Source organism: Pseudofrankia sp. EUN1h, from assembly GCF_001854645.1.
GTDB lineage: Bacteria > Actinomycetota > Actinomycetes > Frankiales > Frankiaceae > Pseudofrankia > Pseudofrankia saprophytica.
Genome location: NZ_MBLN01000010.1, coordinates 1 through 17,629 on the forward strand (window position 1 = coordinate 1; position 17,629 = coordinate 17,629).

15 protein-coding genes and 2 pseudogenes are annotated in these 17,629 nt (G+C 68.1%); 13 read left to right on the forward strand and 4 right to left on the reverse strand.

Annotation, left to right across the window (positions count from 1 at the left end):
* The 3 genes from BCD49_RS04745 to BCD49_RS40245 form a co-directional block, all read left to right on the forward strand.
* A partial coding sequence (locus BCD49_RS04745; protein WP_116439370.1) for an SUMF1/EgtB/PvdO family nonheme iron enzyme occupies window positions 1–2,458 on the forward strand: 2,458 nt, incomplete at its 5' end.
* 31 nt (window positions 2,459–2,489) lie between these two features.
* Window positions 2,490–3,572, forward strand: coding sequence for a Gfo/Idh/MocA family protein (locus BCD49_RS40240; RefSeq protein WP_158072928.1), 1,083 nt, complete (start codon window positions 2,490–2,492; stop codon window positions 3,570–3,572).
* Window positions 3,573–3,577: 5 nt separating this feature from the next.
* On the forward strand, window positions 3,578–4,084 hold the full coding sequence (locus BCD49_RS40245; protein ID WP_007507702.1) for a pyridoxamine 5'-phosphate oxidase family protein: 507 nt from the start codon (window positions 3,578–3,580) through the stop codon (window positions 4,082–4,084).
* Between the two features lie 735 nt (window positions 4,085–4,819).
* Here the strand turns inward: BCD49_RS40245 and BCD49_RS04755 are convergent.
* Window positions 4,820–5,382, reverse strand: a pseudogene (locus BCD49_RS04755) (IS66-like element ISFsp11 family transposase); the annotation flags it as partial.
* A gap of 604 nt (window positions 5,383–5,986) precedes the next feature.
* Between BCD49_RS04755 and BCD49_RS04760 the strand changes: the two are divergent.
* Window positions 5,987–7,078, forward strand: coding sequence for a pentapeptide repeat-containing protein (locus tag BCD49_RS04760; RefSeq protein ID WP_232794233.1), 1,092 nt, complete (start codon window positions 5,987–5,989; stop codon window positions 7,076–7,078).
* 181 nt (window positions 7,079–7,259) lie between these two features.
* Here the strand turns inward: BCD49_RS04760 and BCD49_RS04765 are convergent, their stop codons facing one another.
* Both BCD49_RS04765 and BCD49_RS04770 read right to left on the reverse strand, forming a co-directional pair.
* Entirely contained in the window at window positions 7,260–7,886 is a 627-nt protein-coding gene (locus BCD49_RS04765) for a 2'-5' RNA ligase family protein (RefSeq protein ID WP_063630322.1), read from the reverse strand.
* 91 nt (window positions 7,887–7,977) lie between these two features.
* Window positions 7,978–9,318, reverse strand: coding sequence for a helix-turn-helix domain-containing protein (locus tag BCD49_RS04770; RefSeq protein ID WP_007507695.1), 1,341 nt, complete (start codon window positions 9,316–9,318; stop codon window positions 7,978–7,980).
* Between the two features lie 204 nt (window positions 9,319–9,522).
* Between BCD49_RS04770 and BCD49_RS04775 the strand changes: the two genes are divergently transcribed.
* Complete coding sequence (locus BCD49_RS04775) at window positions 9,523–10,023, forward strand: hypothetical protein (protein WP_007507693.1); 501 nt, start codon at window positions 9,523–9,525, stop codon at window positions 10,021–10,023.
* Window positions 10,024–10,118: 95 nt separating this feature from the next.
* Here BCD49_RS04775 and BCD49_RS04780 read toward each other — a convergent pair whose 3' ends face one another.
* Complete coding sequence (locus tag BCD49_RS04780; protein ID WP_007507691.1) at window positions 10,119–10,508, reverse strand: helix-turn-helix domain-containing protein; 390 nt, start codon at window positions 10,506–10,508, stop codon at window positions 10,119–10,121.
* A gap of 182 nt (window positions 10,509–10,690) precedes the next feature.
* On the opposite strand from BCD49_RS04780, the gene BCD49_RS04785 reads away from it, so the two are divergent.
* From BCD49_RS04785 to BCD49_RS04820, 8 genes and pseudogenes are all read left to right on the forward strand, one after another.
* On the forward strand, window positions 10,691–11,104 hold the full coding sequence (locus BCD49_RS04785; RefSeq protein WP_007507690.1) for a hypothetical protein: 414 nt from the start codon (window positions 10,691–10,693) through the stop codon (window positions 11,102–11,104).
* The gene (locus BCD49_RS04790; RefSeq protein ID WP_007507688.1) at window positions 11,101–11,421 is read left to right on the forward strand and encodes a hypothetical protein; all 321 of its coding nucleotides are present in this window, start codon (window positions 11,101–11,103) and stop codon (window positions 11,419–11,421) included. Before BCD49_RS04785 ends, BCD49_RS04790 begins: the two co-directional genes overlap by 4 nt.
* Window positions 11,422–11,550: 129 nt before the next feature.
* The gene (locus tag BCD49_RS04795; protein WP_071041198.1) at window positions 11,551–13,191 is read left to right on the forward strand and encodes an FtsK/SpoIIIE domain-containing protein; all 1,641 of its coding nucleotides are present in this window, start codon (window positions 11,551–11,553) and stop codon (window positions 13,189–13,191) included.
* Complete coding sequence (locus BCD49_RS04800) at window positions 13,188–14,891, forward strand: replication initiator (RefSeq protein WP_007507685.1); 1,704 nt, start codon at window positions 13,188–13,190, stop codon at window positions 14,889–14,891. Before BCD49_RS04795 ends, BCD49_RS04800 begins: the two co-directional genes overlap by 4 nt.
* Before the next feature lie 37 nt (window positions 14,892–14,928).
* Entirely contained in the window at window positions 14,929–15,120 is a 192-nt protein-coding gene (locus tag BCD49_RS04805) for a helix-turn-helix domain-containing protein (RefSeq protein WP_007507683.1), read from the forward strand.
* A gap of 192 nt (window positions 15,121–15,312) precedes the next feature.
* Complete coding sequence (locus tag BCD49_RS04810) at window positions 15,313–15,615, forward strand: hypothetical protein (protein WP_007507682.1); 303 nt, start codon at window positions 15,313–15,315, stop codon at window positions 15,613–15,615.
* 126 nt (window positions 15,616–15,741) lie between these two features.
* Window positions 15,742–16,977 (forward strand): site-specific integrase, encoded by a 1,236-nt coding sequence (locus BCD49_RS04815; protein ID WP_241832256.1) that lies wholly within the window; start codon window positions 15,742–15,744, stop codon window positions 16,975–16,977.
* Between the two features lie 230 nt (window positions 16,978–17,207).
* Window positions 17,208–17,629, forward strand: a pseudogene (locus BCD49_RS04820) (tyrosine-type recombinase/integrase); the annotation flags it as partial.

The window sequence follows — 17,629 nt, forward strand, 5'->3', positions numbered from 1 at the left end:
GGAGGGTGTGCCAGTTTTGGCTTTCCTCAATGATCTCGCATCTACGGTGTCAGTGTACACGGACGAGGCAGAGCTATCGCGCTGGATTCGGGTTGAGGTTCTAGACCTCGGACCAGACGAGGGCGATGGGCCGCGGACTGAAGTGGTCGTTCGTTTCCAAGACGCCGCTGACCGTTACCGTCAAGCGCTCTCAGATCGTTTGTCATTAGCCACGGTGGTCGGTCGGCGTGACAAGGAACGACTCGATTCCTTGTACCTTCAGCTGTACATAGCAGATGCCGATCTGTCGTACCCGTCGACTGATCGAAGCCTAGTGGAGGTCCTGACGGAGACGCACGGCGGCCGGCTTTTCGTGGTCGGACCGGCCGGCGCAGGAAAGTCGACGATGCTCGACTACGCCGCATTGCGTCTTGCGAAGGACGACCTCGGAGCCGCCCGGCTGCCCCTGCTCCTCAGAGCGGCGGACCTCGTCAGTTCTGCGTACTCATCCGTGACCGATTACATTCAGCTCGTGATCAAGGGCGTGGTCCCGCGTTATGGAAAGCAGGCCAGCTATGTCATTTCAAACTCAGAGGACTTCGGCGGTCAGGGTACGGTCCTCCTCGTCGATGGTGTGGACGAACTCCGCCGTGAGCATCGGCCGCGACTGCGCCAGTTGCTCCGGCAATTCGAAATACAGTTTCCGGACGCGACTATCGTGCTCGCAGCCCGGCCGAGCGGCTACGATCGCTCGCTTTGGTTTGACTACAACATCTACGAACTGCGACCGCTGTCGGACGAGCAGGTGTCTGACTATGTCCGGCGGTTCGCTACTGCTGCGGCCCGCGACCAGTTGCTGTCGCTCCTGGCCAACTCCGAGAGAATCAGAGAGCTGGCTAGAACCCCATTCATGCTGGCGTTGATTACGTCATTCGAGGGTGACGCCGGAGCCCTGCCGATCCGGCGAGCTTTGCTAATCCGCGCGTGTGTCAACTCGTTGCTGTCCAGGCGACCATTGAGCGACACCGCTGGCCTATCGAACAGCGACCTTGCGTCGTGCCTGCGGAGCCTCGGCATGCGGCTGTTCAAACTTTCGTCGGCTGGCGGACACAGGGAGGTCGAGGTTCTGTTCGCCCTGGAACAGTATCTGGGCGAGCGTCCCCAGTCGGCCACTCGGTCGGGCCGCGCCTCGCTGAGGGATCGCGCAGTCCTCATTCTCGATGAGGTCATTGATCGTACTGGGTTGCTTCAGCGTGACGGCGACATCATTGACTTCGTCCACCGTTCGATATGGGAGTACTTCGTAGCGCTGGCGCTCGTCGATGAATCCTTGGAAGCCTTGGCCGGCGTCGCCGCGATCCCGGCCTATGAAGAGCCAATCCGTTTGATGGTTGGCCTGCTCGACCACGATGGGGCTGTCACTCGGCTAAGAGCGGTTTGGCGCGTCAACCGCGGCCTCGCCCTCCGTAGTGCAGGAGAGTCGCCATACGACCTTGACGAGGTCGTCGGGCAGCTAATTCGAGATCTTCAGGACGGAGACGCTGCGGAACTCGTGCGTAGCCTGAAGGTTAGTCTCGCGGACCGCACTACGTTGGATGCGGGTGAGAGAACGATCACCGATACCCTCGGGGTCCTACTTCCGCACACACGGTCGTGCGAGACGCTCTGGGAGGGGCTGACAGCGCTCGTCGCGATCAGGCGGCGGCGGCCCGAGGCAGGCGCGCTTCTGGAACAAATCTTCGATACCAACGGTAGCGGGCAACGTCGGGAGCAACTGCTGAACGCCACTGGGATTGAGTTCGTGGCCGTACCAGGTGGTTCGTTCACGATGGGTTCCGATGCGCCAGGGCGGTCCRTCGACGAGCGGCCCAGCCACGGTGTCGAGGTTTCCTCGTTCAATATTACGACRATCACGACGCCGAATGCCGCTCGTGCGCTGTTTCCGTTCAACATCGGTCTGGTGGATGACCCCCGGTCGCCAACGACTCAGCACCCAATCGTGGGTGTCACGTGGTATGAGGCATCGATATTCGCCATGTGGTTTGGCGGCAGGCTTCCCACGGAGGCAGAGTGGGAATACGCCTGTCGCGCAGGCGGTCACGATGATGCGGTGCTGTCGGCCGAGAACTCGATCCCCTCGTATGCTTGGTTTGCCGGCAACGCTGGGAACACCACGCACGTGCCCGGTCAATTGCTCTCCAACTCGCTTGGCCTTTTCGATGTGCTAGGAAACGTGAGGGAGTGGTGCTCAGACTGGTTCGGCCCTGGGTACTATCAGGAGTGCGCCGAGGTGGGGATCGTGAAAGATCCGGAAGGACCTGCTGACGGCATTCAGAAGGTTCTGCGTGGAGGTTGTTTCGATTGGAACACGGCTAACCTCGTTCCAACCTACAGAAATTCCAACTTGCCTAACAACCGCGGCTTTCAGAATGGTTTCCGACTAGTTTGGGGCCTTCCGATCTGGCTTGTAGAGCACTAGGCGAAGTCCCGAGAAAGGAATGCAAGAAATAATGTCAGAGTCACCATTCAAGGTCGGTATCGTTGGGACGGGAGTCGGTATTCGTACCCACTTCCCAGGTTTCGCTGCCGTGCCTGGTGTCGAAATTGTCGGTGTCGTCGGTTCCAACCCGCAACGGGCTGCGGAGTTGCTCTCGAATGCGGGCTTGCCGAGTCAACTCGCGTGTTCCCTCGACGAGCTCATCGCCTCGGGCCCAGACCTGGTTGCGGTCACCACGCCGCCGGCCGAACGAGGAACGTTGGTGGGCGCGCTCAGCCGCAGTTCGTGTGCATTGCTCGTCGAGAAACCCGTCGCTCGGGACGCGGACGAGGCGTCGAGGATCTACCAGAGTATTCTGGGGAGCAGCCGACCCGTGTTCCACGGTGTCCAGCTTCGGGGTCTCCCTGCCTTTCAGTATGTGCGGGGGATTGTCCAGGATGGGTTGATCGGAAGGGCTTTCTCGGTGCGACTGCGGGAGCGGACATCTGCGTTCCGAGCAGATAGCGTTGCGGACTGGGTAGGAGCACGGTCTAAGGGAGGTGGAGAGCGACTCGCTATGGGACCGCACTTGCTTGACCTCGGCGTGTTTGTGTCCGGCCACAAGTTTGACGACGTGCCCCGCCCATTTGGATCAGGGCCACACTTCGGAACTGCCGTAACGCCGCGTGGCACATGGATTTCAGCGCTTGCCGACCGCAAGGATGCCGCGGACGAAGCGTTCGGGTGCGGACTCTTCGTCGGCGGCTGCTGGTCTGAACTCTTCTGCACAGGGGCCGGTGCAGGTCCGCGCCTCCTGGAGTTCGATATCGAGGGCACGGAAGGTTTGATCCAGTTCTCCTTCGTCGACGGTCGTGGACGGCTGGACGTCTTCACCGACGCTGAGGAGTGGCATTACCACCTTTCTGAGGGCGGAAATCTCGTTCAGGCGAGCGGCTCCGAACCACCGAAACTGAATCCTTCGCTGTTCAGAGTCGCTTTCCCGTCATACGCTAATGAGATCGTCGCCACACTGYGCGGCGTTTCTGTAGGCCCCAATTTGGCGACGCTGCGTGACGGCATCGACACGCTGGCAATTCTTGACGCGCTCGGGAGGTAGCAATCATGGGATTGTTTGGGAAAGATCGAACACTCAGCCCTGAGCTGAGTTTGCGCGTATCCACGATTGTTCGTTCGGCGTCTATTGCGTCGCTAGCGACGGTGGGCGGGGAGGGCCCGTCAATCTGCGCGGTGTTCTATGTATACCTAGGCGACGGCAGGTTCGGATTCAAGAGCCGGCGAGCGAGTGAACACATGAGGAACGTGGCCCGCAGCCCGAGCGCCTCGCTCCTCGTCGTCAGCCCGGAGAGTACGTACGCGGCCAAGTTTGGTATCCAGATTCGGGGCCAGGTCCGGGCATGCGCCGACGTCGAAGAGATGGCTCAGGTGATCACGCTTTATAGCAGTGCATTTGAAGGCGCCGGCAAGAAGCTCTCTGACCCGGAGACAATGCTCTTGACCTCGACTGAAAGCACGTTCTTTGTCTTCCAGGCTGAGAGGGTGAAGCTCATAGACGAAAGCCCTAGTGCCAACCGCACAACAACCGAGTACGCCAGTTTCCCCGTCGGATGAAGTCTTCCGAGTCGGCGTCGCATTTCGAAACGGAAGAATGGGCAGCTGGAATTGGCCGACCCCTCGGAGTTAGAATTTCTCAGACGGCTGAACGCGGACGTCTTCGAGTGGTACAAACTCGCCGACTCGAAGGCGCAATTCTTGTTGGCGCTGGACGGCGTGTTCATCACGGTCCTGGGATCGGTATTGTTGGGCGCAAACGCGGGCACGGCTGGTGGGATAAATCTGACGTCGTCTGATATTGTCTTCGCATCTGTCGTTGCTATTGGCGTGATCTCGTCAATAGGCTGCGCTCTGGCATGCCTCTTCTCTCGAATGCGAAATGCGAGAATTGGGAGCCTCTTGCGGGGATTTGGTGTTGATGTCGCCGACATCAGTACCTACTCGCCTCGCGTGGCATGGTGGTTTGGAATGATCGCGGTACTTGAGCCGACTCTCGCTGTGGAATATCTGCGTCGAGCGGACGGACCTTTCGAATCCGAGGCGTTGGCGCAACAGATCGTAATCTTGTCGAAGAACGTTTTACATAAGCACCGATGGGTGAATAGAGGTTGGGTGGCGACTGGTGTTGGGCTCGTCGCCCTACTTTGCGCATTTGCCAGTCATTTTGTGACATCGCTTAGGTAATGTGCCTATGTTCTTTTGTTGGTAAATGGAGGTATGCCTGCGCCGGCCGTCCTGCGGAGTGTGCTGTCCGGCTCGGAGCGGAGGTGTCGGAGGCCTGGGCGCGTCCGCCCAGCCGAAGTAGTCGTCGCGGATCAGGTAGTCGGTGAACCCGTCGCGCAAACCCAGGTCCTTGATCGCCTTCGACGAGCGCGACTGGACCGGGGTGTACCAGGCCCGGGGTCCGTACGGTGACCACGTGCGGGCGGCCCGCCAGTGGTTCCCCGTCACGTCGGTATCCTTGTGCGACAGGTTGACCGGTGTCTCGTGTCTCGTCCGCGCATAGCACCGGCTCGGCGCCAGCGCCGCTTTCATCGCCGCGTCGAACCCGGCGGCGGCCAACTGTTCGGYGAGCTGGGCGTTCGCGCGGGCGACGAACCCGGACGACACTGCCTCCCGCAGCAGCCCGTCGGCCAGCCCCGCGGCCCGCTCGACGGGCACGTTGCCCCCCGAGGCCGGCAGCACCGCCACGCCGTTCAGGTTCGGCCCATAGGCACACGACCTGGCCGGGCGAACGGCGCTTCGGTGGTGGTTACCTTCCCGCAGCAGCAGCAGCACCGCCGCGGCAGCACTTGGTGCACCTTCTCCAGCAGCGCCGGCAGCACGTCCCACACCTGCGCCCAGCCCTCGCCCAGCGGCCAACCCCGATCAAGCAACGGCCCCGGCGTGTCACCTCAACATCCGCCCAACTCAGCAGCCCCGCCAGCCCAACCCGTGAGTGGACACTCTATTCGGCGCTGATGATGAACCGGATTGGCAGGGGCATGGACGCCTGGATACGTCCGCGACCGTTCACGACGGTACGCTTTGGCTTCACCGTAGTTCCGATTTGATGCGGACCGGTCGACGCGCCGGCGAGCACGGCGCGCCAGCGCCGCGCGCAGCCGCCGCGCGGCGCCACCGGCAATCTACGCTTGATCCTAAATCGGACGATTCGGCAGTTGGCGCGCTGCTGCGCGGACTCGCGTGCCGACAGGCCACCGGAGTCGGGCCGTCGGGTCTACTCGGACACGACCACACACGGTCCGTTGTCGGGCGGAGGGCTGGCGAACGACCCCATCGATCGGCGCGGGAATGGGTCCCAGAGCGCGTTTGTCGAGCGCGTCGCCGTCATCCTGGTGCCATGTATTCCCGTGGCTGGTGGCGGTGACGTACAACGTCGTCATGGTGCGGGGAGTTGTGAGACGGGCTGGCCGCCGAGTATGCCGCTGGCGAGTGGGCTACGCGCTCGTCCTACTCTTGGCCGCCGGGGGGCTGGTCACCCTGTGGATCATCGCTCCTGTTCTTTATTTGCACACCGGCGGCGCCAAGGCTGACGCCCGTACCGCCGCCGCGGCGACTACCCGGCTGGGGATCATGACTCTCGCTGCTGGACTGATCGCTTTTGCCGGGGTGACACTTAACCTCCGCGAGACCCGCCAAGCCAACGAACTCACCCGGAAACGGGACCGGGACACCCATCTGCGGGAGCTGGACGAACAACGCACCAGCCGCTACACCCAGGCGATCACCCAGCTCGGCTCGGTCACCCTGGACATCCGCCTCGGCGGCATCTACGCCCTCGCACGCCTCGCCAAGGACTCCCCTGACGACCAGCCCACGGTCGTCGAGGTGCTCTCCGCGTTCGTGCGCACCCGCAGCACCGATCCAGGCCTGCGCCCACTCCCGCCCGCCGACGGGCAGGACCCGCCGCCGCGGCCGGCGCCGGACATCCGTACCGCCGTCCAGATCCTCGCCCGCCTCCCCGGGCTCGATGACGTCCCCCGCGCCGACCTGGATGGCGCCGACCTCGCCGGTCCCGCCAGCCTCGCCCGCCTCGTCCTCACGAACGCCGATCTTCGCAACGTCGTGCTAAGCGGGGCGGACCTCACCGGTGCCAGGCTGGATGGGGCGAACCTCACCGGCGCCACGCTGGGTGCGAACCTCGCCTACGCCCGGCTGGAAGGCGCGAACCTCACCGGCGCCTCGCTATATGGGGCGAACCTCACCGGCGCCAGGCTGGATGGGGCGAACCTCACCGGCGCCTCGCTATATGGGGCGAACCTCACCGGTGCCAGGCTGGATGGGGCGAACCTCACCGGCGCCGATCTGAACCGGGCGAGCCTCAGGGTTGCCAAGCTGCACGGCGCAAACCTCACCGACGCCGAGTTGGGACGGACGAACCTCACCGACACCGAGTTGCACGGCGCGGACCTCAGCGGCGTCCGCCGACTGATGCAGGGGCAGGTGGACGTGGCACTCGGGGACGAGCGGACGCGACTGCCAGAGGAGCCGGACAAGATCGTGCGGCCGGCGGGGTGGCCGCCGCCGGCCCCGGAGGAAGAGGTCTGACGGGCGGGCGGGACCCCCTGGGTGTTCGGATGTTCGACCAGCCGGCGAACCTTCCTTTGGACCACCAGGTAGCCGGTCCGGAGCATGAAGGCCCGCCGTTCCACATCAGATCGACCGTCGGCCATGACCTGGGACGAAAACATCAAACATCAGGCGGAGCTGGACAGCCAGGGCTGTTGCGCTACCGCGACGGATGCCGCCCGGTGAACGCGACCTCGTGGCGGCTGGTCCACCGGTAGGTGTGGCCCTCGCGGCGGAGTTCGAGCAGATGTACGCCGGTGACTGGGACCTCGACCAGTGGGACCTCGCGTCGGAGCGTGGCCAACCTTCGAACGACCTCGGCGGCCGGTGGAGTGGCGTTGCAGTAGGTGACGCTGATGTGGGGCTTGAAGCGGGCTGGCTCGGCGGGGACCTGGTCGGCGCCGAGCTCGGCGGCGATGGACTCGCGGAGACGATCGCGGACCTCGGCGACCGGACGCCAGGGGGCAGCCCGGAGGAACGTGCCGCCGGGATAGGCGGCGATCGGGCCAACGGTCAGCGTGAACGGCTCGATGTCCGCCGTGCGGGCGGTGGCCTGCTCGCCGATGCGGGCGGCGGTGCTGGGGTCGACCTCGTCGGGGAAACCGACGCCTTGGACGGTCATGTGGATGCCGTCCGCGGGGACCGGGTCGAGGTAGTCCAGATCGGCCAATGCCTTCTGATGCGCGGCGACGTGGTCGCGGAGGGCCTGGTCGTCGAAGACGACGTACCACGTCAGGTAGTTGCGGCCGGGGCGGTGACCCGGACGCCAGTACCAGTGGTCGGCCATCCGTTCCGTGTGTTGGAAGGCTTCCCAGTCCTCGGCGTCGACTTGGTCCTCGTGAGGGTGCGGCACTCCGTCAGGCTATGGCCGGCGTGAGTCAGGCGTTGGGGGCACGCCATGCGGCAACAGAGTCGGCGACCTCGGCGATTTCGGGGACGCTCGACCAGGGGGCGGCGCTGGTGACCAAGTCCTGGGCGCGGCGGGCCACGATCTGCGAATTGAGGTTGGCGCCGACGGTCAGGGCCTCGGAGACCAGGGCTCCGGCGCGGTCGGGCTCGGCAGTGCGGCCGACGAGGTAGGTCATGCTGGCGTCCACCAGCGTCAGGGCGTGGCTGGCGGCGGAGTTCGACCGGGCGAAGATGGGAATGGCCTGGTCGGTGAACTCACGGACGCGGTCGACGGCGCCCAACGCGAGATAGGCGCTGGCGGCGTTGCCGGCCAGACGCGCGGCGCCGAACGGCTCGAACGACAGGAAGTAGCCGACCGGGTCGACGTCGTCGGCCTGGGCGTGGGCGGTAAGCGCGCGGCTTACGGCGTCGTCCACGCCGCGACGGTCACCCAGCTTCCCGAGAGTGCGCGCTTCGCCGCTGATCGCAAGGCGGATGGACGCGGGACCGCCCGCGGCGTAGCGCTGCCCGTCACGGGCGTAGTCCAGGGCCTGCTTGTACCGGCCCGCGTAGTAGGCGACGAAGCTTTGGGTCCCGCGCACCCACGCGGCGAGGTCGCGATGGCCGGCGGCCTGGGCCAGGCTCATGGCCTCGTTGCAGTAGGCGCGGGCGAGCAACTCGTTGCCGAGGTCGAACGCGAGGTAGCCGAGCAGGCCGGACAGCTTGCCGGCCACGACGTACAGCTCGCCGCGGTAGCGCGGGTGCTGGTGGCCGTTCATCAGCTCGGCGACGTAACGGCGCTGGCGCAGCGCGGTCGGGTAGACGGAGCTGGCGTCGGATGCCTCGTAGCGGCGGCCGATCAGGTCCACGCTCATGTCCAGCTGCTCGACCGCGGCATCGTCGACGTTCGACGCGGCGAACAGCTGCATGCGGTGGGTGACCTCGTCCAGCTCGTCATCGGCGGCCAGGACCACGCTGGCGGCGGTCGCGGCGAGAACCGTCCGCCGGTCCGGGCCGGTGCGCTCGGCTACTGGCGGTTCGCTGGTCGTTGCCGGCTCGGCGAGTCCGAGCAGGGCGCGGGGAATGTCGAGGCCACGCGCGAACCGCTCGTACATATCCAGGCTGGTGACCTGGCGCTTTCCCCGCAGGATGTGCGAGATGTGCGACTGCGGGACTTCGCAGGCGGTGGCGATCTGTGTTTGGGTCGCGCCGGTCCACCGCTGGTAGATCCTCAGGACAGCGCCGATATCCCTGCTGGCCAGGGCTTGTGTGACGTCGGGGCGCTGCCAGAATCCGGGCGGGGTGACGGGGCGGGGGCTGCGTGGGGTCATGTGCGCGGGCCTTCCGTGCGGGCGGCGGTTCCCTACCGTGTCGGTGGCGGCACTATGCGGAAGTGTAGCCACGGTTCGTATACGTCCGTAGCTCTTTCCGATGCGCACTGATCGCGGAAAGGCTCCGGCCAACCCCGCCGCGCGGTCAACGGCGCCCGATGCGGCGGGGTGACCTGGGCCGGTGAGCGGATCGGAGAGMGACAGATGGTGCAGGACCTGGCGGACGACGCGGAGCAGGGTGGCGGGCTCGATGTGGCGACAGACGGCGGGGATGTGTCCCCATGGAAGAGTGCTTCKCCGGGGGTGGTGGCCACGCCATGGGCAGGGGACGACTGGGCGCTCGTGGTCGGGACGGGCTCGGATCTGGCGGAGCTGTGCGCCCAGATCGCGAAGCTTCCGGCAGGCCTGGAGTTCGTCGAGGCGTTCGGCGACGTCGACCTGGTCCTCGTGTACCGGCCGGCCCAGCAGGCGCCAACCCGGCGGGAGCTACTCGGCGCGCTCGTGGACCAGGTGGTCGAGCACGGCGGGATGCTCGTCGGGCCGGTCGGTCCGGGTGGGCTGTCGGCGGGCGAGCGGTTCATGACCTCGGCGGAACGGGTCGCGTTCGCGGCCGGGCAGGCCGACGCGCTCGGCGCGATGCGCCGCGCGCTGACCGGGATGGGGAAACCACGAACCGACGCGCACGGCATACCGGCGGTGTCGTAGGCGACCGACTCCAGACGGCTGGTGGGCTGGACCTGGCGGGCTGACGTCCGCGGGTCCGGCCCTCGTCATTTCCCGGGCCGTGGGCTCGCCGGTGCCTACGCCGGGGCGAGGTGGCGCGCGATCTGCTCGACGTGACGCTCGATGCGCAGCACGGCGGCGAGGATCTGCGCGGCAGTCTCCGCGGACGTGGGGTCGTCGGCGGGTGGCTCGGCGAGCAGGACACGCAACAAGCGGTCGTCGGGCCAGCCGAGGGCGCGGCAGATGGCGGTCAGGGTGGCGTTCTGGACGCGGCGGCCGGTCGCGCCGCGTTGGAGCGCGCGCACGGTCGAGACAGAGACACCGGCGGCGTTGGCAAGCTCCTGCTGACCGATCCGGCGGGCGGCCATGCGCCGGTTGAGCGCGTCGGCGACTGCCGCCCAGTCCTCGCCGTCGACCGGTCCGCGGGCGGTGTGCGGCCTGGCCGATAGGTTGTCCGTCGTCCCCATGGATCAAGCAAACTCGCCCTTTGGCTCGAAAGCAAACAGCGCCTGGCGGGTGATCGTGGTTTATACCCTGGCGTCATACACAGGCGCATAGCAGGTTGGCGAGCGGTTCATGGCGCGCGCATCGTTAACGCACCCCCAAAGTGTCCGGATGGTCCGGATGCGCGGGTAGGAGGTGTGGCGCGGTGGCGATTCCTCGTCGGATTCCGGTGGCGTTCGGAGACGTGTTCCCGAACGGTGCCTACGTGCTGGGTGTGGAGCCCTCGAACGACTTCGAAAAGGTCCAGGCGGGTGCGCACGACACGCAGGAGCGTGACCCGCACTCGGGTCTGCTCGTGTGGGCGGTGCGGGTCCTGGATGCGGACCCGGCGGCGCGGACGGCGGAACTGAAGGTGAAGATCGCGGCCGAGGTCGCGCCGGTGCCGCCGGACCCCGTTCCGGGGACGCCGTTTCGGCCGGTGGAGCTGGTCGGGGTGCAGGTCATCCCGTGGCTGGACCTGAACGGCCAGCGGCCGAAGCTGATGTTCGCGCTGCGGGCGTCTGGCATGCGGCCGGCGTCGCCGCTGCCGGCCCGTCAGAACCCGGGAGCGGCGGCGTGAGCGGCGACCGCGTGTCCTCGATGACACGGCTGTCGGCGGATCTCACCGTCGGCGGCGGCGCGGTCATCGACCTGCACACCTACCCGCACCGATCTCCAATCCTGTCCCTGCATATGGGCGCGGTGTCAGTCACGATCGCCTTCCCGACCGGCGACCTCGGCGAGGCGCCGATGCGGTTCGTGCGCGAGTTCGCGGACGCTGCCGCGCGGTTCACCGAGGACTGCGAACGCTTCGCCACGACTAAGCGCAACACGCCGGGCGGCTCGGCGCCCGGTCCGGTCTCGGCGGAGATTCCGCCGGCCTCACGCGCGGTCTGAGCGCGCTTTCTCGCGGGCTTCCCGGGGCGCCGGGCCGATAGCCGTCCGGCGCTCCGGGGCCTGCCCGCCTTTCTCTTTCGTGTTTCTGCCCCTGGCTTTGCCGTGCCGTGAAACGGGTGGTGCTTTGTCATGCCGAGAATCAACGGGGATCGTCCGGTCCCGTCGCTGCCGGCGCGGCACGACAAAATCCGGGTCCCGCTATGGGTGCTGCTCGTAGGCCTGGCGGCCCGGCTCGTGGGCCGGCTGGTCCTCCTGCTGATGCGGCACCCGATCGCGGTTGCCGTGTTGGTCGTGCTGACCGCGTTCTACCGGGCAACGGGTCTGCTCGGCCTCGGCACGTTGGCCGCCGCGGTCGTGCTCGTGTCCATGGCCTGGCGGCTGGCCCATCGGTCGTCGTTCAACCAGGCGGCCTGGTGGGCCTGGGGCCGGCTGCGGCTCGTGTTCGTCTACCGGCGGCGGTGGCGGGCGGCGACGGTGCATTGCGGCCTGGCGATCCGGATCCCTGCGTCGAACGCGGAGCGGGTGACCTTCGACGAGTACTTCCCGCGCATCCGAGCGTTCCGCACCTCTCGCCCCGTCGAGTCCCTGCGGGTGGAACTGCTTCCCGGCCAGACCCCGCAGACCTGGGCAGAGCAGGCGGAGGCGCTGCGCCACGTCTACCGGACGCGGGCGTGCCGGGTCCGTGCGGAGCGGGTCGGTTTCGTCTGGGTCGACTTCTACCGCCGCGATTCGCTCGGTCGCACTGTGGCGCCGTACCCGGTCGACGGTCCGGACGCGCCGGGCGCCGGGCTCGAGAACCTGGTCGTTGGCCGGCGGGAGGACGGCCGGCCGTGGCTGCTGCAGCTGCGCGGCTCGCACGTCCTGGTGGCCGGCGCCACCGGGTCGGGCAAGGGCTCGGTGCTGTGGTCGCTGATCCGCGCACTTGGCCCGGCGGTGCGGGACGGCCTCGTCGAGCTGTGGGTGTGTGATCCCAAGGGCGGGATGGAGATGGCGGCCGGCGCACCGCTGTTCGCCCGGTTCGCCTACGACCTGCCCTCCATCGCGGACCTGCTCGACGACGCGGTGACGCGGATGCAGGCGCGGGCTGACGTGYTGCGCGGGGTGACTCGGCTGCACGAGCCGACCCGGGATGAGCCGCTGATCGTCGTGGTCGTCGACGAGATCKCCGCGCTGACCGCGTATGTCACCGACCGGGACTTGAAACGGYGGCTGTCGGCCTCCCTGCCGCTCCTGCTGTCGCAGGGCCGCGCGCCTGGCGTCGTCGTGGTCGCGGCCGTCCAAGATCCGCGCAAGGAGACGTTGCCGTTCCGGGACCTGTTCCCGGTCCGGGTCGCGCTGCGGCTGGTCGAGGCCGATCAGGTCGACCTTGTCCTCGGCGACGGCGCGCACGACAAGGGCGCGCGCTGCGAGGACATCGGCACCGATCAGCAGGGCACGGGCTATGTCGCCGAGGACGGCGGTGCCGAACCGGTCCGCGTCCGCGCCTCGTTCCCGGATGACGCGGAGATCCGCCGCACCGTCGACCGCTACCGGCTGCCCGCCGCGGGGCCGGTTCTTGCGCTGCCCGCGCCGTCGACAGCGCCGGACCTCGTCGATCTCCTGCGGCTGCGCGGCGCCCGGGCCGTTGACGATCTCAGCCCGCCGGTTCGGCCTCGGCGGCGGACGTGGCCGTGGCGCAGGGCGGCCGGCGCGCGACCCGGCCCGCATCCCGAAACGGGCGGCTGGGTGCCTGACCTCGCCGAGTACGGCAACCCCTGGGGCGACCAGTGACCACCCCCGGCCCGGACGGCGCGACGCCCGGCGAGCAGGAACCGCGGCCCGGTTCCCGGCTCGCCCGGCTACGGATGCCGCTCGCGCGCCATGTCGTCGAGGCGGTCGCGGTCGAGGAAGGCGTGTGCGTGCGGCCGATCGCGCTGCGCCGGGTCGACCTCGACACCGGCGAGACGACGATCATCCCCGCACCCTGCGGCGCCACCCTCGCCAGCAAATGCCCGCCCTGCGCCGAGCGGGCGCGGCGACTACGGATGGCGCAGTGCAAGACCGGCTGGCACCTCGACGACGAACCCCTCCCGCCACCAGACCCGCCCGACGACGACGCCAAACAACTCGCCCGGCTGCGCGCGGACCTCGAAGCGATCCGGGCCGAGGCGGAGCAGGCAGGCGACCTGGCCGGCGTCGCCGATGCCGACCAGGTGATCGGTCACGTCGACGAAGCCCTCGCCGACCTCGGCGTCCGCGGCAAGGCCGCACCGGACGATCGGACGCGGCCGCGGCGGAGCAGGTCGACGAAACGGCGTCAGGACGTCGCCGACCTGCCTCGGCTCCCGGTCGACAAGCGCACTGTCGGGCGGACGTATGTGGCGGCGGATGGCACGGCCTGGCGGCCGTCGATGTTCCTCACGCTCACCTGCGACACCTATGGCAAGGTCCTCGGCGACGGAACCCCGGTAGACCCGGACGGCTACGACTACCGGCGGGCGGCCCGCGACGCGATCCACTTCCCGAAACTCGTCGATCGGTTCTGGCAGAACCTGCGCCGCGCGGTCGGCTGGGACGTCCAGTACTTCGCCGTCCTGGAGCCACAGCGGCGGCTCGCGCCGCACCTGCACGCCGCGTTCCGCGGAACGGTTCCCCGGGTCGTGCTGCGTCAGGTCGCGGCGGCGACCTATCACCAGGTGTGGTGGCCGCCCACCGACGCGCCGGTCTACGCGCCCGATGGCCCAGGGCTGCCGGTGTGGGACGAGCAGGCGGCCGGCTACGTCGACCCGGCGACCAAGGCAGCGTTGACGTCGTGGGATGAGGCGCTCGACGCCATCGGCCCGGACGATCAACCCGCGCACGTCGTCAGGTTCGGACCACAGATCCAGGCCGACGGCGTCACGTCGAACAGCGCCACGGCCGGACGGCTGATCGGCTACCTGACCAAGTACCTCACCAAGTCGCTGGACGCCTGCCACGCCGTCGACACCGACCGGCAGCGCGCGCACGTCGACCGGCTCGCCGCGGCGCTGCGCTACGAACCGTGCTCGCCCACCTGCGCCAACTGGCTCCTACACGGCATCGCGCCACGCAACGCCCGGCCCGGCCTCGTCCCCGGCCGATGCAAGGGCAAGGCACACCGGCGCGAAACGCTCGGCTTCGGCGGCCGCCGCGTCCTGGTCTCCCGCAAATGGTCCGGCAAGACGCTGTCCGACCACAAAGCCGACCGGGTCGACTTCGTCCGGGCTCAGCTCGAAGCCCTCGGCCACCGACCCGACGCAGGCAGTCCAGCCGAGCAGACGACCGGCGACCCGGCCGGCGCGCCGCGCGTCTCCTGGGAACTGATCCGGCCCGGCGACCCGAACGCGCCACGACGCGAACACCTGATCATCCACGCGATCGCCAACCGGCAACGCTGGCACGCCCAGCTGGCGAACCCCACGACGACCGGGCCACCCGCCGGCGGCAGCGCGCTGCCAGACGTGGCCTGACCTGGCCTCCCTCGACTCCCGCGACAGGAGGAACGACGTGACCAAGCTCCTGCTCACCCCCGTCGAGGCGGCCGAACTGCTCGGCCTCGGACGCTCGACCGTCTATGAACTCCTCACCGCCGGCAACCTCGAATCGGTCCAGATTGGGCGGGCTCGCCGCATCCCACACGCCGCGCTGCTCGCCTACATCGACCGACTCCGCGACGAGCAGAACGGCGCCGCGGCATGAAACCGGCAGCGTGCAAGCAGGCGCGCGGACCACCTCGGCGACCTGGCGGACGGCGCCGGAGTTCGTCCCGCTCTCGGCAACTCCCGCGTCCGGCAACACGGAACACGGATCGAAAGGCGGCCCCGGTAGGTGCGGCAACACCCACCGGGACCTGAGGCGCACCCCTTGAACACCGCAAGGAGCAACACCCTGATGGACATCTTTCCGTTTGACGACGCCACGCCGTGGCGCACCCCCGAAACCGGCCCGGCCCTCGTCTACGTCCGCGCCACGCCCGACGGCGACCGGGAGCTGACGATCCGGCCCGGCGCCGACGCCATCGACCTCGTGGCCGCGCTCGCGACGCTCCCGCCTGGCGTGATCTTCCTGGAGCACTTCGGCGACGTCGACGCGGTCCTCGTCTTCCGGCAGAACCCCGCCGGACCGCCGGAGCTGGACGGCATCCCACTCTTCCCGCCATCCCCGCTGGTCCCGGCCGGCGCGGCGCGCGGCTGAGCCACCGGGGTACCTCCCGCTCCCCACTTCTTTCCCGGTTCTCTGCTGGCGCTTCACACCGTCGGGGGGCCGGACGGGTCCAGGGTCGGCCGAAGGCCGATCGCGCAGCGACGCGCAGCGCCCTGGATGCGGCCGGACCCCCGACGGACCCTCCCCGCGCCAGAGAACCGAACGCCACCGGAACCGGAAGACCGCATTCCTTGCCCTCGTCCCTCTCATAGAAGGAGCACAACCCAGATGGCGCGTTCGATCTCTCCGCAACCGTCGGACGAAGGTTCCGGCAGCTCCCGACCCGCGGGCGACCCGGTCGACGGCACGCCGTCCGGCGAGGCCAAGCCCGCGCGGAAGAAGGGGGCCAGCGACAAGAAGAAGTCCCGGCGGGCGCACGGCGACGGCGGCCTGTTCCAGCGGTCCAGCGATGGCCTGTGGGTCGGCCGCGTCGACCTCGGTTGGAAGGACGGCAAGCGCGTCCGCAAGACCGTCTATGCCAAGACGCAGGCTGAGTGCCGCACGAAGCTGGAGAAGCTGAAGCGGGCCGCCGAACTCGGCGTCAACGTCACGGCGGAGCGGCGCACGGTTGAGAAGTGGCTCGCCGAGTGGCTGACCATCAAGGCGGCCGACGGCACCCGGCCGTCGACTTTGCGCTCGTACCGCTGGCTGATCGCGTCGCACATCGTCCCGGCGATCGGCCGTATCCAGCTGGACAAGCTCACCCCGCTCGACGTGCGCCGGCTCGTCGCGGCGGCGAAGGCGGCCGGGCTCGCCMCGACGAGCGTCCGCCATGTTCACGGGCTGATCCGCAACGCGCTGTCGGAAGCGGAACGGCTGGACCTGGTGCCGCGCAACGTCGCCAAGGCGGTCAGGGCGCCGTCCGCGCCGCACGCGCAGGTTCGAGCGCTGCGCCCCGAGGAAGCGCGCCGGCTTGTCGAGGTGCTGCGCAGCGATCGGCTCGAAGCTGTCTTCGCGTGCGGGCTCATGCTCGGCCTGCGGCGCGCGGAGATCCTCGGCCTGCGCTGGGACGACGTCGACCTCGACGGCGCTGTGCTGCACGTCCGGCACGGCCTCCAGCGGGTCGACGGCAAGCTCGCCTTCGTCCCGACGAAGACCGAACGGTCGCGGCGCCGGCTGCCCATCCCGCCGCGGCTCGTCGAGATCCTGCGCCGTCACCGTGCGGCACAGCGAGCCGAACGAACCGGCCGCGGCGATGCCTGGAAGGAAACCGGCCTCGTTTTCACGACGACTATCGGCACGGCGCTGGAGCCGAGAAACGTCAACCGCCATTTCGACCGGATCCGCAAGGAAGCGGGCCTTCCGTGGCTGCGGCTGCATGACCTCCGCCACGCATTCGCGACCATGCTTTAACTAGGCAATGTTGCATCTGATGCAACATTCGGCAGTTTCTGTGATCGCCCGCGAGCGGGAGTTTCTGTGCCAGTGGGGTTTCTTCGCGCGGRCTGACGACATGGGCGACATGCCGTCTGACCTGCTGTGATCACTCCTTCGATGCATTCGATGACAGATTGCGGCGTCTGGTGACGTTGCGTTCGGTGCCGCGATGTGGCGGCTGGCGCAACGCGTAGGGAGACGCTGATATGCGGTCGAGGACCGCGGGCACGGCGGCGCTGGCGCTCGTGGACGGCGCGACGCCGCTGCGGGCGGAGCCGGTGCTGTTCGACGAGATGCTGGCAGGTTTCCGCCGCCAGCAGGTCAGCCGCCGGCTGAGCTCGTCGCTGATCGACGGCCGGGAACGGGTGGTGCGCCGTTTCCAGGCGGCCAGCGGCAGCTGGCCGTGGACGTGGACGCCGGCGCAGCTGGAGGGCTGGGTCGCCGCCGGTGGCTGGGCGCACTCGACGGTGCGCAACTACCAGGGCGCGGTCGGAATGTTCTGTGACTACGCGTGCGACCCGCGGTATGGCTGGGTCGCCGAGTGCGAGCAGCGGGTCGGCCTGGCGCCGAGCCGGATCTGCCACGACGAGAACATGGCGACGCACGTCGCCGACCACGAGGGCCGCCC